The sequence below is a fragment of the Lacticaseibacillus rhamnosus genome, assembly GCF_900636965.1.
GTDB lineage: Bacteria > Bacillota > Bacilli > Lactobacillales > Lactobacillaceae > Lacticaseibacillus > Lacticaseibacillus rhamnosus.
The window spans coordinates 1,265,124-1,279,943 of the sequence record NZ_LR134331.1 but is presented as its reverse complement, the minus strand read 5'-3'; the positions used below and the strand labels follow the sequence as shown (position 1 = coordinate 1,279,943).

14 protein-coding genes and 1 other annotated feature are annotated in these 14,820 nt (G+C 48.2%); all 14 genes read right to left on the bottom strand.

Translation table 11 applies throughout. The features are described 5' to 3' along the window. Positions 1–61: 61 nt before the first annotated feature. The 14 genes from cls to EL173_RS06585 all read right to left on the bottom strand — a co-directional run bounded on the left by cls (position 62) and on the right by EL173_RS06585 (position 14,708). Entirely contained in the window at positions 62–1,495 is a 1,434-nt protein-coding gene (gene cls / locus EL173_RS06665; RefSeq protein WP_005689133.1) for a cardiolipin synthase, read from the bottom strand. Positions 1,496–1,787: 292 nt separating this feature from the next. Continuing rightward, complete coding sequence (locus tag EL173_RS06650; protein ID WP_064460563.1) at positions 1,788–1,943, bottom strand: hypothetical protein; 156 nt, start codon at positions 1,941–1,943, stop codon at positions 1,788–1,790. Positions 1,944–2,291: 348 nt separating this feature from the next. After that, on the bottom strand, positions 2,292–3,104 hold the full coding sequence (locus EL173_RS06640; RefSeq protein WP_005689131.1) for an amino acid ABC transporter substrate-binding protein: 813 nt from the start codon (positions 3,102–3,104) through the stop codon (positions 2,292–2,294). Continuing rightward, positions 3,101–3,739 carry an amino acid ABC transporter ATP-binding protein gene (locus EL173_RS06635; RefSeq protein WP_005689129.1) on the bottom strand — a complete coding sequence of 213 codons (639 nt, stop codon included), beginning with the start codon at positions 3,737–3,739 and terminating at the stop codon, positions 3,101–3,103. The genes EL173_RS06640 and EL173_RS06635 overlap by 4 nt, the downstream gene beginning before the upstream one ends. Before the next feature lie 11 nt (positions 3,740–3,750). After that, on the bottom strand, positions 3,751–4,407 hold the full coding sequence (locus tag EL173_RS06630; protein WP_005684790.1) for an amino acid ABC transporter permease: 657 nt from the start codon (positions 4,405–4,407) through the stop codon (positions 3,751–3,753). A 271-nt stretch (positions 4,408–4,678) separates the two neighbouring features. Continuing rightward, positions 4,679–4,905: a binding site (T-box leader), on the bottom strand. Positions 4,906–4,997: 92 nt separating this feature from the next. Then, positions 4,998–5,795, bottom strand: coding sequence for a septum site-determining protein MinD (minD, locus tag EL173_RS06625; RefSeq protein WP_005684791.1), 798 nt, complete (start codon positions 5,793–5,795; stop codon positions 4,998–5,000). Next, positions 5,796–6,452: a septum site-determining protein MinC gene (locus EL173_RS06620; protein ID WP_005684792.1), complete on the bottom strand. Its 657-nt coding sequence runs from the start codon at positions 6,450–6,452 to the stop codon at positions 5,796–5,798. 14 nt (positions 6,453–6,466) lie between these two features. Then, positions 6,467–6,997, bottom strand: a complete 531-nt coding sequence (gene mreD, locus EL173_RS06615; RefSeq protein WP_005684793.1) for a rod shape-determining protein MreD — start codon at positions 6,995–6,997, stop codon at positions 6,467–6,469. 1 nt (position 6,998) lies between these two features. Beyond that, complete coding sequence (gene mreC, locus EL173_RS06610) at positions 6,999–7,859, bottom strand: rod shape-determining protein MreC (protein ID WP_005684794.1); 861 nt, start codon at positions 7,857–7,859, stop codon at positions 6,999–7,001. Positions 7,860–7,946: 87 nt separating this feature from the next. Further along, on the bottom strand, positions 7,947–8,948 hold the full coding sequence (locus EL173_RS06605; RefSeq protein ID WP_005684795.1) for a rod shape-determining protein: 1,002 nt from the start codon (positions 8,946–8,948) through the stop codon (positions 7,947–7,949). Positions 8,949–9,086: 138 nt separating this feature from the next. After that, on the bottom strand, positions 9,087–9,755 hold the full coding sequence (radC, locus tag EL173_RS06600) for a RadC family protein (RefSeq protein ID WP_005713815.1): 669 nt from the start codon (positions 9,753–9,755) through the stop codon (positions 9,087–9,089). Between the two features lie 103 nt (positions 9,756–9,858). Next, a complete protein-coding gene (locus EL173_RS06595; protein WP_005689122.1) occupies positions 9,859–10,503 on the bottom strand; it encodes an HAD family hydrolase in 645 nt (214 codons plus the stop codon). Then, the gene (locus tag EL173_RS06590; protein WP_005689120.1) at positions 10,500–11,786 is read right to left on the bottom strand and encodes a folylpolyglutamate synthase/dihydrofolate synthase family protein; all 1,287 of its coding nucleotides are present in this window, start codon (positions 11,784–11,786) and stop codon (positions 10,500–10,502) included. Before EL173_RS06590 ends, EL173_RS06595 begins: the two co-directional genes overlap by 4 nt. 279 nt (positions 11,787–12,065) lie before the next feature. Continuing rightward, positions 12,066–14,708 carry a valine--tRNA ligase gene (locus EL173_RS06585; RefSeq protein WP_019728559.1) on the bottom strand — a complete coding sequence of 881 codons (2,643 nt, stop codon included), beginning with the start codon at positions 14,706–14,708 and terminating at the stop codon, positions 12,066–12,068. Between the last annotated feature and the right edge of the window lie 112 nt (positions 14,709–14,820).

Sequence of the window (14,820 nt, the reverse complement as noted above, 5' to 3'; positions counted from 1 at the left end):
AAAGCCGCTGATTTTTCAGCGGCTTTTTTAATTGCCAAAAAATCAGTGAATGGTTCGCCCATCACAAAATCGGCGCCAGCAACCGCGATAACTCTTCGGCCAAGCGTGCTGGTCGTTTCTTGGCCTTAATGACCTTTTGCGTATACGGCATGGCACGTTCCATATCCGCAAGAAATAGTTTTTGAAATGTTTTGCCTAAATGATGATCATAAAGAAACGCAGCAACTTCAAAGTTCAATTTAAATGAACGGATATCGAAATTTGCGGTGCCGGTTGAAACATACTTGCCGTCAACCACAATCGTTTTAGCGTGTAAGAAACCTTCTTCATATAAAAAGGCCTGACCACCATTGGCAACTACTTGATTGAGGTAAAACTGCGATGCTTTGGCCATCAGACTCTGATTTGTTTTCTTCGGCACCATAATGCGAACATCGACTCCCGCATTAGCCGCAATGGTCAATGCGTCCAACAAACTGTCATCGGGAACAAAATAAGGCGACTCGATCCAGATACTACGCTTGGCTTGATTAATCAATCCTAAATAGCCAAGTTTAATTGCTTCAACCTGCTGCCCCGGTCCACCAGCGACAATCTGCATGGTTGTGTTTCCGGTGACAACCGGTTCACGAAACAGCACATCGACGTCTTTGACCTGTTGCCTCTTGCTAGTACCATTCCAATCCATCAGGAAACGCGCTTGAATCACGGCAACCGCCTTACCTTGAATTCGTAGTTGAGTATCCCGCAGTGTTGGCAAACCGCGATGTTCTTTGCCCAGATTAAACCCACCCAAGTATGCCAAATGCCCATCAATCACAATCAGTTTACGATGATTGCGAAAGTTGATGCGCGGATTCCACCGTCCGAGTTTGGTCGCCACAAATCGCTCCACCTGACCACCGGCTGCTGTCAAGCCTTTCCAAAAGCTAATCGGTAAACCGTGGGAACCAAACGTATCGTATAAAACGCGCACGGTGATCCCTGCTTGCGCCTTTTCAATCAGTAAATCACGCAATTGCCGGCCCACTGCATCAGGCTGAATCGTATAGGCTTCAATATGAATATGTTCGGTAGCCAAGCCAATATCTTCAAATAACTGTTTAAAAAAGGCTTCCCGCAAAGAAAGCACCTGAACTTCATTGTGAGTTGTGACCAACGCATCGTCCGCCCGCAATAACGTTCGCACCAGCTCCGAAACCCCACCGCTACCTGGCGTCCCAATCAACGGCTGCCCTGCCGCAAGCGCTTCTTGTTGCTGAACCACCAAATCATTAATACCCAATAGCCGTTGCGTCATTAAATCCTGCATGCGATCCGCCCGCAGTTTACGCCCAAAGACAAAATAAATTAAGAAACCAACAAACGGCAGCAGCAACAGCACAAGCAGCCACGCCCATACAGCAGAAATATCACGATGGGACCGAAACACCGTCACAATCGCAATAAATGCATTGATGATATAAAGACCGCCAACAATCAGCCCAAGCCACATAAATTTCGCCTCCCTAACCAGACAATCTCACACCTCAGCCATTCGTCCAGTCTCTACATGCGATTATCATACTCTACTTTACCGATAATCAGGGGAAAAAGTCCAGTGAGCGTGAGCCAGCCCGGTTAGAAACCGGAACATAAGCGGCCTTGGGCGTGATGACTGGGCTTTGGTCATTGCGCCCAGGGTCCTTATGTGCAGGTTTCTGGGCTGGCGAGCGCGTTATGGGCGTAAAAGCGGACTAGTGGCCTCAGGCGTGATGACCGGGCTTTGGTCATTGCGCCTGAGGTCCTTACACGCAGACTTCTGCGCCGGTGAGCGCGTTATGGGCATAAACCGGAACATAAGTGGCCTCAGGCGTGATGGCCGGGCTTTGGCCATTGCGACTGAGATCCTTACGCGCAGACTTTTGCGCCGGTGAGCGCGTTATGGGCATAAGCCGGAACATAAGTGGCCTCAGGCGTGATGACCGGGTTTTGGTCATTGCGCCCAAGGTCCTTATGTGCAGGTTTCTGGGCTGGCGAACGCGTTATGGACATAAACCAGAACCCAAGCGGCCTCAGGCGTGATGGCCAGGCTTTGGTCATTGCGCCCAAGGTCTTGATGTGCAGGTCCCTGCGCCGGTGAACGCGTTAAGGGAGGCGTGTTGAACAACCAACAAAAAAGCCAGAATCAAAGTTTTCATGCAGTTACCTGTCGCAATAGACAGTATCCACACAACCACAATGATTCCAGCCTCAACATAAAATTGCCACGATGTCTAAACTCTGAACCCTTATCAGCGCTAACAAACAACTCATTGTTCGACCTTGCCAAACCATTTCTTCTGCAGTTTAGCAATCGTTCCGTCCGCCTTCAACGCCTTCAATCCCGCGTTAATTTTCTCTCGTAAAACATGATCGGACTTGCGCATACCAACCGCGAACTCTTCTGGCGGGAATGAGTCGCCGATAATGTGATAACTTGCAGGATCCGGCTTGTGGGCAATGTAGTAACGTGCGTAAACCTCATCCATTAAAATGCCTTGAATTCGTCCAGCATCCAAGTCAATAAATGCATCATTGAAGGTATCGTAAAGGATCGGCGTTTTGTTGGCGATCATATTTTTTAACAATTTGGGTTGGGCATCTAAATCAAATGCCCCGCTTGATCCGGTTTGCACGCCCAAGGTTTTCCCCTTCATATCCTTCAACGTGTTAATCTGACTTTTGGTTTTGGTCACCAGAATTTGATGGTTAATCAGATAATCATTCGAAAAAGCAACCTTTGCTTTCCGCTCCGGGGTCACGGAATAGCCATTCCAAATTAAATCAATGGTCTGATTTTTCAATTCGGTTTCCTTCATCGACCAGTCGATGGTCTGGAAATCCGCTTTAATGCCATATCGTTTGAAAACCGCTTTGGCTAAATCAATGTCATAGCCGGCCAACTGCCCATTTTTTTGACGAAAACCCATGGGAACAAAGGTATCATCTAGCCCAATCACAACTTTTTTGGTCCGTTCAATGCGTGGCCAGGAATTGTCGACTGTTTCGCGCGCGCATCCACTGATTACGATACCGGCCATGGTCAAAAACACCATGACGGCCATTATCATTCGCCGTTTCATTGACCATCACCGCCTTTGCCAACGTGATAAGTCGTGTCTGCAACACTTTGGGCAAAGTCCATGTCATGGGTCACAACCACCTGAGTCATACCTGATACTTTAAATTGGTTGACCATTGCAGCAACATTATCGCGCAACATCGGATCAAGCGCACTAGTCGGTTCATCGTACAAAAGAATTTGCGGATTTAATGCCAACGCCCGTGCAATTGCCACCCGCTGCTTTTGCCCGCCAGACAGTGAATAAGGATACGCCTGCGCCTGATCGGTTAGTTCAAGTTGATTCAGAAGTTTCTTGGCTGTCGCATCGGCTTTTTGTTGATCAACCCCCTGCAAAGTAGGCGCCAAGGTAATATTGCGCATAACCGACAAATTCGGGAATAATTCAAAGTTCTGAAACACCACGCCGATCACCCCTTGTTTGCGTAAAGCCTGCGCGGTCGTCGGCTGACCGTTCCAGATCATGGTGCCGCCATCAGCACTTTCTAAACCGCTGATGATCCGCAATAAGGTGGTTTTACCGGCGCCACTGGGACCCACAATCGCCAATGTTTTGCCATCCTCAATCGTGACGTTAACATCTTTTAAAACCGGTCGCCCGTTAAACGCTTTGCTGATATTCTTGAGTTCTAACATTTTTAACCCTCCTAGCGATAATATGAAAATGCTGCTTCGATCCGTTTTTGTAAGAACGTCAGAATCAGCGTCAGCAGTAAGTAGATGACCCCGACCAATACCAGTGGCAGCAAGGTAACATCCCGCGCACTGGCAATGTTACCTGCTCGAAGCAAATCGCCTAAGCCAATGACGTAAACCAGGCTAGAATCCTTAACCAAGTTGATGACTTCATTACCGATGGAAGGTAGCACAATCTTGACAACCTGAGGAATCACCACAAACCGCAATGCCTGCCAGCGGGTCATGTTGAGGACCGTACTTGCTTCGAACTGACCTTCATCAATTGCGCCAAAGCCACCACGGAAGATTTCTGCGAAGTAAGCAGCATAATTCAAAATAAACGCGACTAAAGCAGCTGAGAAGCGGTCAAACACGATACCGATAATCGGCAAGCCGTAAAAGATAAACATCAGCTGCAACAACAGCGGCGTGCCCCGAAATACCCACACATAGCCTTCCAGCAAGCTTTTTCCTGCCTTACCAAGTAGCGATTTAGGCTTGGGAATTAGGCCGACTGATAAAATGAGACCCAGTGGAATGGCTCCGACTAAAGTGATGGCAAAAATCCCCAACGTCATTTTCACACCAGATAATAATGCCGGTAAAATCTGAAAAATATAAGTCATGGTGCTTCCTCCTTTGAACCTGCCTATATTTGAGTCGCGCAGATCCGTTTCTTTTCTAATTGCGCTTTGTGGCTGTCGATGAGTTGAGCGGTTGGGCAACTTGTTCGTGGTATGAAAAAAGCGTCCTCTTGCTTGATGCAAGAGGACGCTTCTGCGCGGTACCACCTCAGTTTACCGATTGTTCACACACCCGGCCTCATGTGGTTGCAGCACCGCACATGATTTCGAAAAAATCGCGACCATTAAAAAATCCTCTTACAGCACTTTGCTGTAAGAGGACGGCTTAAACCGCGGTTCCACCTCAGATTTGTCAATTGCTCACACAATCAACCTCATGTAGTTGCTTCAACCACGGCGATAACGAGCCCAACCGAGACGACCTACTGTTGTTCAATCGTCCACTCATGGATGTGTGATAAACGGATGGCTATTCGGTTCCCATCAACCCGAACTCGCTGTGAACCATGACCGCTTATCGATTCCACTCAACGCTTTAATGAATTATCACTAAATTACACCGAACTTTAACGAAAGTCAACTGTTTCAGAAAATTAATCTTTAACAGCCGGCACAAAATCACCGTAAACCGTCTAATGATGGCGATGGAACAATTTTGACCAAAAGCCTTGTTTTTTCAAACGAATGTCCATCAACGGCACGCTATCACCTAGTAACCGGCGGGCAATATTGCGGTAGCCTTTACTAGCAAGGTCATCCGGATCCATCACAATCGCTTCACCTTTGTTTGAACTCTCAATCACTCCATCATCGTCAACAATGATGCCGAGTAAATCAAGTCCCAGATGACTGGTAATTTCGTCAATATCCATCGAGCGTCCATCAGCTAACATATTTTGGCGAATGCGGTTGATAATGAGTCGCGGTTTGAGCGGCATATCACGTTGTTCCAGTAAGCCCACGACTCGATCCGCATCACTCACCGCCGATATCTCCGGGGTCGTGACCACAATCGCACCGTCAGCCGCCCCAGTCGCATTCCGAAAACCTTGTTCGATTCCGGCAGGCGAGTCCAAAATAATAAAATCAAAATCCGGTCGTAACTGTTCAACAATCTCAACGACCTGATCAGGTTCTAACGCGTCTTTTTCCGCATTTTGCGCTGCTGGCAGTAAATAAAGCAAATCGTCAAATCGTTTGTCCTTGATCAACGCTTGGTGTAGCTTTGCGCGGCCAGTGGCAACGTCGACAATGTCGTAAATAATCCGATTGGACAAACCCATGACAACATCTAAGTTGCGTAGTCCAATATCAAGGTCCAACAAGACGACCCGCTTGCCTTGTAAAGCCAACGCGGTACCGATATTTGCCGAAGTGGTGGTTTTGCCAACGCCGCCTTTACCGGAAGTCACTACTAACGCTGTCCCCATCTACATTGCCTCCATTTGCTTAAATAATCGCGGCCGAAGATTTGCTAGTTCAGCCAACTTGGTATGTGCCATCGTATGTAATTCGCTCAAATAAGCAACCGGTTTAACCGGATCATAATGGTCAGCGACAATTTCGATGACATCGGCGATTCGAACCTGACTAGCACCTTGCAAGTCACCCACAACAACTGCGCGGGTGTCTCCTTGACTGCCTGCCTGGATAACGCCACTAACTTTGCCCATCACAAAGACATTGCCAGAAGCACACAGCGAGGCACCGGCATGTAAATCGCCTAAAAACAGCACATCGCCCATGACATCAATTGTTTGCCCTGATCGAACAACACCACCGATGCGATGGGTCATTTTAGCCGTCACCATATCGGCAACGACCGCTTTATCAACCACAGCACTCGTGATGCCATTAATTGAAAAGCGCGGGTAATCTTCAAATACAGCCTGAATTTGCGCCAACTGCTCTTCCGTTAAAAGCCGATTGCCCGTCTCCAAACGATAGCTGACATCACCGGTTGGCGTTTCTTCGTACAATTTGCCTAGTAATGTTTTCAGTGTCTGGATAATCTGCGTAAAGTCCGCTGTATCTTGAAGGTGCAGCGCCAGACTATCATTTCGACCTTTTAAGACCACACTGTCCACATTATCACCCCAAATTATTCTTCCGCTAAATTCATCAACAATCGATGTAATGGACCATAGACAATCACAAAAAGAATGAGATTGACCGTTAATCCCGGCCCTAAATGATTCGCTATCAGCATAACAACACTGGCAGATCCGTAGCCAATAAAATGATTCGCAGCATAACTGGCAACCCCATAGAGCAACAAAGCAATAATATAAACCATACCAACAAAAATCGGCGTGTGCGGGATATACGGCCGAATCTGGCGAACCACGTAAATGACCAAGGCAAACAGTAACGCATTAATCCCTAGAATGCCCGTGTAAAAACTGTCGAATAGCAACCCAATCAATGCCGCAATCCAGGTTATATACTTTTCTTGCGGCACCAACAACGTCACCATGACTAACCCTAACAAGGTCAATTGCGGCGTCCCCATAAAGTTCGGCTGCATGATCCACTGTGCCAGCACTGATGCTAGGCTGCCATCAATTAATAATAACAAAAGCAGCAGTAAAAAGATCCACCAATGTCCTGTGAAATGTTTTTCGTTTAACATGTTAGTCACCTTTGATCGTACGTGAGATGACGGTTACAACGGTGACATCGTTTAGATTTGCGGCGGGATCCAAATAAACGGTGTTGGCCAGACCATAGTCATCTTTCTTGACGCTGGCGACTTTGCCAATCAGTAATCCTTTAGGTGTCATGCCACCTAAGCCACTGGTAACCACCTCATCGCCTTTTTTAATCGCGGTATCCGTATTCAGCTCGCCGAGAATCAAATCACCGGTTTTTTCGTCATATCCGGTAATGATGCCGTTAACTTCTTTTTCGCCTTTGGTCTCAACGGCCGCCGCAATCCGGTCACTGGATTTATTGGCCGTTGATAGCATCTCAACTTTTGAACTCGTCCGATTGACCTCAACGACACGGCCAATCAAGCCGGAACCTGCCATAACCGGCATGCCCTTCTTAACCCCGGCGGCACTTCCTTGGTTAATAACGACCATGTTGCGCCAGTCACTCGGTGTTCGTAAAATGACAGCAGCACTGATCTGCGCGTAATCCGTCAAAGTACCGTTAAGTTTCAACTGTTGCTTCAACTGCTTATTTTCGCGTTTTAAAGTTTGTACCTGCACCTTTGTCTGCGCTAAATTATCCAGCTGTTGCTTGAGGCGCTGATTCTCCTGAAACGTATCCATGAGATTATTGATGTCATCTAATCCATTGCGGGCAAAATCTCCCGGCAACGCGACTAACCGCCCACCGATGCCAACAACATCATTGGCAATCCGCTGAATAAACGGCGGCGTATTGCGATTATTGCTCGCATAGATTGATCCAGCGACCAGACCAAGACTGACCAGCAATGCGATCATGAGGGCGATCAATTTTTTGTTGGAAAAGAATTTCTGCATTGGTTCCTCCGTCACACTCGCGAAAAGAGGCCAGGATCCTTCATCCCAGCCTCTTGCCACACGCAAACCATCTTCATTTATGGGCTGTTAACGCTTCTTTAAAACGTCAATATTCTTCAACGATTCACCAGTGCCGATTGCCACACAATCTAGCGGATCCTGCGCAATGAAGACCGGTACTTTGGTCTCATCGGAAATGACATCCGGTAAATGCTTCAAAAGCGCACCGCCGCCTGTCAACACAATCCCATGATCAATGACATCGGCAGCGATTTCTGGTGAGGTTTCTTCCAGTGTTTCTTTAATCGCCGTGATGATATCAAGCACGTTTTCGTGAATAGCAGATGCAATATCCGTGGCCGAAATGTCGATGGTCTTTGGCAGGCCGCTCAATAAATCACGTCCGCGCACGGTCATCCCATCGATATCGGCAGCCTTTTCAACCGATGCCGAACCAATTTGAATCTTCATGGCTTCAGCCGTACGTTCGCCGATGAGCAAATTAAAGTTCTGGCGTAAATGATTGATGATGGCTTCATCAAACTTGTCACCAGCCACCCGAATCGAGCGACTCGAAACAATACCGCCTAATGAAATCGTTGCGACATCAGTGGTCCCGCCGCCAATATCAACAACCATACTACCGGTCGGGTCCATAACCGGCAGACCGGCACCGATTGCAGCAGCGTAAGGTTCTTCAATGACGAAAGCATCGCGTGCTCCTGCGACTTTTGCAGCGTCAATAACGGCCCGTTTTTCAACTTCCGTCACGCCGCTTGGCACACAAATCATCACTTGCGGGTGGCTGCCGTTACCTAATGCCTTTTGCATGAAGTATTTTAACATGGCCGCAGTTGTGTCGTAGTCAGCGATGACCCCATCTTTCATTGGTCGGATCGCCACGATATTGGTCGGGGTACGACCGATCATGTCGCGGGCTTCTTCACCAACGGCAATGACTTCTTCCGTCTGGGTATTCTTCGCGACTACGGAGGGCTCATTTAACACAATGCCCTTGCCGTCGACGTAAACTAAGGTATTTGCGGTGCCAAGATCGATCCCGATATTCTTTGATCCAAATCCAAACAAGACGTTCTCTCCTTATGCTGACTCATTTCGTATTAACTCCATGCATTATAGCATATTATTTTCTATGACAAAATGTGAAACCGCCTGTTTTTGCCCTCATTGCGCCAATTTCAGAAAACCTTACAACTTTTTAGCAAATTAATTAAATTCCGGATCATCGCGCGCAAACGAATAATACGACTGCCGCCCGATGATCAAGTGGTCAAGCAAGTGCATGCCGAGTAACGCTGCCGCCAGCTGAAATCGCGTTGTTGTATCACGATCGGCCTGACTCGGAGAAGGATCACCACTGGGATGATTGTGCACCATGATCAAATTCGTGGCGCTTAGCTTTAATGCTTCCCGAAACACCACCCGCGGATCGGCTAAGGCTGAATCCACCGTTCCAATTGCCACGATTTGTTCCGTGATGATCTGATTCTTGACATCCAAAAATAAAATCAACATGGATTCCTGATTAGCTCCGGCAAAGCGTGACACCATCGTTTTACCCAGTTGCTCGCTATTTTTGATCTGCCCATATCGAACCGATTGACGACGCATGACCCGCCGTCCTAACTCCACACCCGCCAAAATGCTGGCCCGTTTAGCCGCGCCCAGTCCGCGAATATGGTCCAGTGAATCACCATCACCTTCTGCTAAGCCTCGTAATGCAGGATAAGTGGTCAACACCTCACTGACAATTTCCTGGACCGGATAGTGCTGGTTGCCTGCGCGCACAATCAATTGCAATAATTCCGCATCCGTCAGTGCCTGTGGTCCATGCGCCAATAAACGCTCACGTGGTTGTTCAGTCGCATCTGCCATCGTCTTTCCCTCCGTCATGCCGCTTTCAGAGTGGGACTGCATCCTCTTCAGCCTTCTCTGATGGGGCCGCCATTTTGAGTCATCTGAAGACTCATTATGGACATTACGCAAAGGTAGGGTGATTTTGCAGCCAGTCAGGTAAATCCGTGATCGCAGCTAAAATCGCGGTCGCCTTATGATCCGGCCCTTGACCGATGCCTGGAATCATAACGACCGGGAGTCCAGCCCCTTCTGCTGCGGCCACACCCACATGCGTATCTTCAACGACAATCGCCGGTGTCTCAGGCAACTTGGTTTTCATCACGTGATAAATTTCCGGATCAGGTTTGTGTGCCGTCACATCACTGCCAGTCAGAATCGGGTCAAACCGCTTCACCCAACCAGTTGCAGCCAACACCACGTCAACGTAATGTTTGGCACTACTTGTTGCCAACGCTAACCGATAACCCATCTGATCAAGCGTCTGCAACGTTTTGTCAGCTCCGGGTAAGACAAAATCGGCACCGCTGCGAATCTGGTCCAAAACATCCTGGGTTGAAAATTGCTGGAACCATGCGGCATGATCGGCCCCAACCAAATCGGCAATGATTTTAGCTTCACTTGGTCCGGCAGATCCAACTAATGGCCGAAAATCAGCTTCTGTCCGGTGCAGTCCCAATACTGCCGCGGCTTTAACATTACTTTTAAGGTAAAGTGCTTCAGTGTTAACCAGTGTCCCGTCAAGATCAAAGATGACTGTTGCGGTCATGATTTTCCCCCTAATAAAGTTTGACGAACAGCTGAGGCTAAATACAGCGAACCGGTGATCACAATCGGCTGATCCGGCACATCATTAAGACTCGCCGCCAATGCTTCCTGCCACGAATCCTTTAACCGACCTTCGTGCAGCGCCTCATAACCAGCCTCAGGCAAGGCGCGCGGCGTCCCCGGCACCGGAACCAGATAAACCGTGGAAAATGCCGCGGTCAGCCTATCCGCCATCGCCGCATAGTCTTTATCCGCCAAGATGCCGGCAATAACAGTAATGGGTTGGGAAAAAAGTTGCTTTAGCGCCGTAATCAAACCATTGATGCCATCCGGATTGTGCGCCCCGTCAATGACGATCAAAGGCGTATCACTTATCTTTTCGAGTCGGGCTGGCCAATGACTGGCAGCAAGCCCTTGGCGAATATTCTGGGGCGTCAAAGGCCATTCTGTCTGCTTGGCATACACTTTTGCCGTTTGAATCGCAATTGCCATATTACGTTGCTGGTAATCGCCAACCAACGGCACCTCCAAATCACTAATACGTCCATCTTGGTCTTCATAAGTAAACCGTTGGCCCCAACCGTGAAGCTTAGCCTTAGGAACCGAAAAATCGCGGTCAAAACGCAACCATTGACTCCCTGTTGTCGCGACCTTGGCTGCGACAACGGCAGCAGCATCCGGCACCAAGTTACCGGTTACAACCGGAATACCCCGTTTGATAATACCGGCCTTATGCTTGGCAATCGCCGTAATCGTATGCCCCAGCAACTTCTGGTGATCTAAAGCAACCTCGGTCAAAACACTGACAACCGGCGTGATGACATTGGTCGAATCCGTGTCGCCGCCAATACCGACTTCAATCACCGCAACATCAACCTGACGCTGACGAAAATACCAATACGCCAGCGCGGTAATGAATTCAAATTCCGTCACGTTAAAATCAGCTTGTTGCTGCTGAAGCCGCTCCAGTGCAGCCCTGACAAACGCAACCGCATTGACTAACGCAGCATCCGGAATCGGTTCATGGTCAATCATGATCCGTTCATTAAACCGCATGATAAACGGCGAGGTATATAACCCGACTGTCAAACCGCTTGCCTCAAGGACATGTGCAATCGCATTAGCGGCTGAGCCTTTTCCATTAGTACCAGTCACGTGAATATACCGCCCTTGTTGCTGCGGATTGCCGAGTGCATGTAATAACGTTAAAATCCGCCGATGGTCACCGGTCTTGGCCAAACGCGGAAAAGAATGAATGTAGGCAACGCTTTCTGTGTAATTCATTGTTAACTTTCCTTATTTTTATCATTTAGGCAGCCAGCTTTCATACTGCTGCAATATATAGCTTCATCATACCAGAAAAATGGGTCTAACTTATGAGCTTAGCCAGCCAAATTTACGTTTTCATTGCTGCCAGAACCCATCGGACAAACGGCCGCGCGCCAGATTGCTTGCTTGCGGCATGCTTTAACCACGACCATCAAAAAAGCCGGTACTAGGGCTTAAAACTCAACCCTAATACCGGTTTTTTCACCATAAAATCGCTTAAAGCCACTTGGTAACTTAAGCTCGTTGTAATTGTTCCAACCGTTGCTTAGTGCTCGTTAGCTGATCTTCAAAATCACTGCGCTTAGTGCGTTGTTCTGCAACAACCGCTTCCGGTGCTTTGGATAAGAAGCCTTGGTTATTGAGCTTCTTGTCAATTCGGGCAATTTCTTGCTCAAGCTTCTTAGCGTCTTTAGTCAGTTTGGCCTTTTCCTCGTCCAAATCAATTAATTCATTGAGCGGTACGAAAATGGTGGCGCCTGTGATCACCGCACTGCCCGCCATTTTAGGCTCGGCCACATCGGTTCCAACCGTGAAGGCTTTACTATTGACGAACCGATCGATAAAGTCAAAGTTCTGTTCAAAGATTGGTTTCAAAGCAGGATCCGTCAATTTAACGAGAATATCGACTTTGGTCTTAAGCGGAGCGCCGGCCTCTTTACGGATTCCGCGAACGCCGCGGATGAGCGCAATGATCGCATCCATTGCACTGGTAGCGTCAGCATTTTCAAAGGCAGTGTTTGCCACTGGATAGCTCGCCGTCACAATTGATTTGCCCGTATGCGGTAACGCCAACCATAGTTTTTCCGTCACAAACGGCATCACTGGGTGCAATAGCCGTAAAATCTGATCCAGTGCATAAGCAAGGTTGACGCGCTTGGCTGCTTTGGCCTGCTCATCATCGCCGTAAAGCACTTCCTTACTCATTTCAACGTACCAGTCCGCGAAAACATTCCAGGTGAAGTTATACAGGGTTCGACCCATTTCACCAAATTCAAACCGCGCCGACAAATCCATTACCTGCTTGATGGTTTCGTTCAATTGCGCAAAAAGCCATTTGTCGGACAAATCAAAGGTACTTGGATCTGGCTGTTGCGGCGTATCCAAGTCGCCTAGGTTCATCATCACAAATCGGGAAATGTTCCAAATCTTATTGATGAAATTCCAAGCTGCTTCAACCTGTTTATAGCTAAACCGTGTATCCTGTCCCGGTTTATTACCGGTAATCAGGAACCACCGCAAGGCATCGGCGCCGTATTTTTCAATCACATCCATCGGGTCAATCCCATTACCCAGTGACTTACTCATCTTCCGGCCTTGTTCATCACGCATTAACCCGTGAATCAAGGTGTACTGGAACGGCCGTTGATGGGTAAAATGCAACCCTTGGAAAATCATCCGCGCAACCCAGAATGGAATGATATCATAGCCGGTCACTAAGGTATCTGTTGGGTAATAACGCTTGTAATCCGGCGCATCGGTATTCGGCCACCCCATCGTGGAAAATGGCCACAACGCACTTGAAAACCAGGTATCCAACACGTCAGGATCCTGCTTCCAGTTTTCAATGTCTTTAGGTGCTTCCATCCCGACATAGGTTTCGCCGGTCTGCTTGTTGTACCAAGCCGGAATCTGATGACCCCACCACAGCTGCCGTGAAATAACCCAGTCATGAATATTTTCCATCCACTGCAAATAGGTATGTTCAAACCGCTCAGGAACAAATGTCACTTTCTTGTCCGGTTCTTGCTGCGCTTTGATTGCCGCTTCAGCTAATGGTTTCATCTTGACAAACCATTGTGTTGACAACCGTGCTTCAACTTGAACGCCGGTACGTTCGCTATGGCCGACACTGTGCACAATCGGTTCAACTTTAAGCAATAAACCGGCCTTATCCAAATCAGCCACCATGGCTTTACGGGCTTCAAAGCGATCCATTCCTTGATATTTGCCGGCATTTTCGTTCATCGTGCCATCGTCATTCATAGTGTTAATTCGTTTCAAATCATGACGATTGCCCACCTGAAAGTCGTTAGGGTCATGGGCTGGCGTGATTTTAACCGCCCCAGTTCCAAACTCAGGGTCAACGTAAGCATCTTCAATGATTGGAATTTTGCGATTGGCTAATGGCAAAATAAGTTCCTTGCCCACCATATCTTTATACCGTTCATCGCCTGGGTGAACGGCCACCGCAGTATCACCCATCATGGTTTCCGGACGCGTCGTTGCAATCTCAATGTAGCCGCTACCGTCCGCGAATGGATATTTTACATGGTAAAAAGCACCTTTATCGTCTTTATGAATGACTTCAATATCCGATAGTGCCGTGCGCGCTTGCGGATCCCAGTTAACGATATATTCGCCACGGTAAATCAAACCCTGGTTATAAAGGTCAACAAACACCCGTCGAACCGCTTGATTCAGGCCCTTATCCAAAGTAAAACGTTCCCGACTATAATCCAGTGACAAGCCCATTTTGGCCCATTGTCCATGAATCGTCTTGGCAAATTCGTCCTTCCATTCCCAGACTTTCTGGACAAACTTTTCACGGCCTAAGTCATAGCGGCTGATGCCTTCTTTGCGCAACTTTGCCTCAACTTTAGCCTGCGTGGCGATTCCGGCATGATCCATCCCTGGCAGCCACAAGGTATCAAACCCCTGCATACGCTTTTGGCGGATCACGATGTCTTGAAGCGTGGTATCCCATGCATGCCCCATGTGTAACTTACCGGTGACATTTGGCGGCGGAATCACGATTGAATACGGCTTAGCCTTCTTATCACCACTTGGTTTGAAGACATCTTCATCAAGCCATTCCTGATACCGGCCTTCCTCGACTGCTTTATGATCATACTTTGGTGCTAACGTTTCATCACTCACTGGCTCCACCTCACAAAATTTTTTCGTCCATCCGGTTTCTAGAATTGGCACGCGCCGATGCATCACACGCACGCCAACCCGGAAGCTGGGTCGCGCCGTGCGTATACACAAA

Bases quoted from the DNA above. Each gene is read 5' to 3' on its own strand.
- EL173_RS06630 (WP_005684790.1), bottom strand. From the start codon at position 4,407: ATGACTTATATTTTTCAGATTTTACCGGCATTATTATCTGGTGTGAAA.
- EL173_RS06650 (WP_064460563.1), bottom strand. From the start codon at position 1,943: ATGTTCCGGCTTATGCCCATAACGCGCTCACCGGCGCAAAAGTCTGCG.
- mreC (WP_005684794.1), bottom strand. From the start codon at position 7,859: ATGCAGAAATTCTTTTCCAACAAAAAATTGATCGCCCTCATGATCGCA.
- radC (WP_005713815.1), bottom strand. From the start codon at position 9,755: ATGGCAGATGCGACTGAACAACCACGTGAGCGTTTATTGGCGCATGGA.
- minD (WP_005684791.1), bottom strand. From the start codon at position 5,795: ATGGGGACAGCGTTAGTAGTGACTTCCGGTAAAGGCGGCGTTGGCAAA.
- EL173_RS06635 (WP_005689129.1), bottom strand. From the start codon at position 3,739: ATGTTAGAACTCAAGAATATCAGCAAAGCGTTTAACGGGCGACCGGTT.
- EL173_RS06590 (WP_005689120.1), bottom strand. From the start codon at position 11,786: ATGAATTACACAGAAAGCGTTGCCTACATTCATTCTTTTCCGCGTTTG.
- mreD (WP_005684793.1), bottom strand. From the start codon at position 6,997: ATGTTAAACGAAAAACATTTCACAGGACATTGGTGGATCTTTTTACTG.
- cls (WP_005689133.1), bottom strand. From the start codon at position 1,495: ATGTGGCTTGGGCTGATTGTTGGCGGTCTTTATATCATCAATGCATTT.
- EL173_RS06640 (WP_005689131.1), bottom strand. From the start codon at position 3,104: ATGAAACGGCGAATGATAATGGCCGTCATGGTGTTTTTGACCATGGCC.
- EL173_RS06595 (WP_005689122.1), bottom strand. From the start codon at position 10,503: ATGACCGCAACAGTCATCTTTGATCTTGACGGGACACTGGTTAACACT.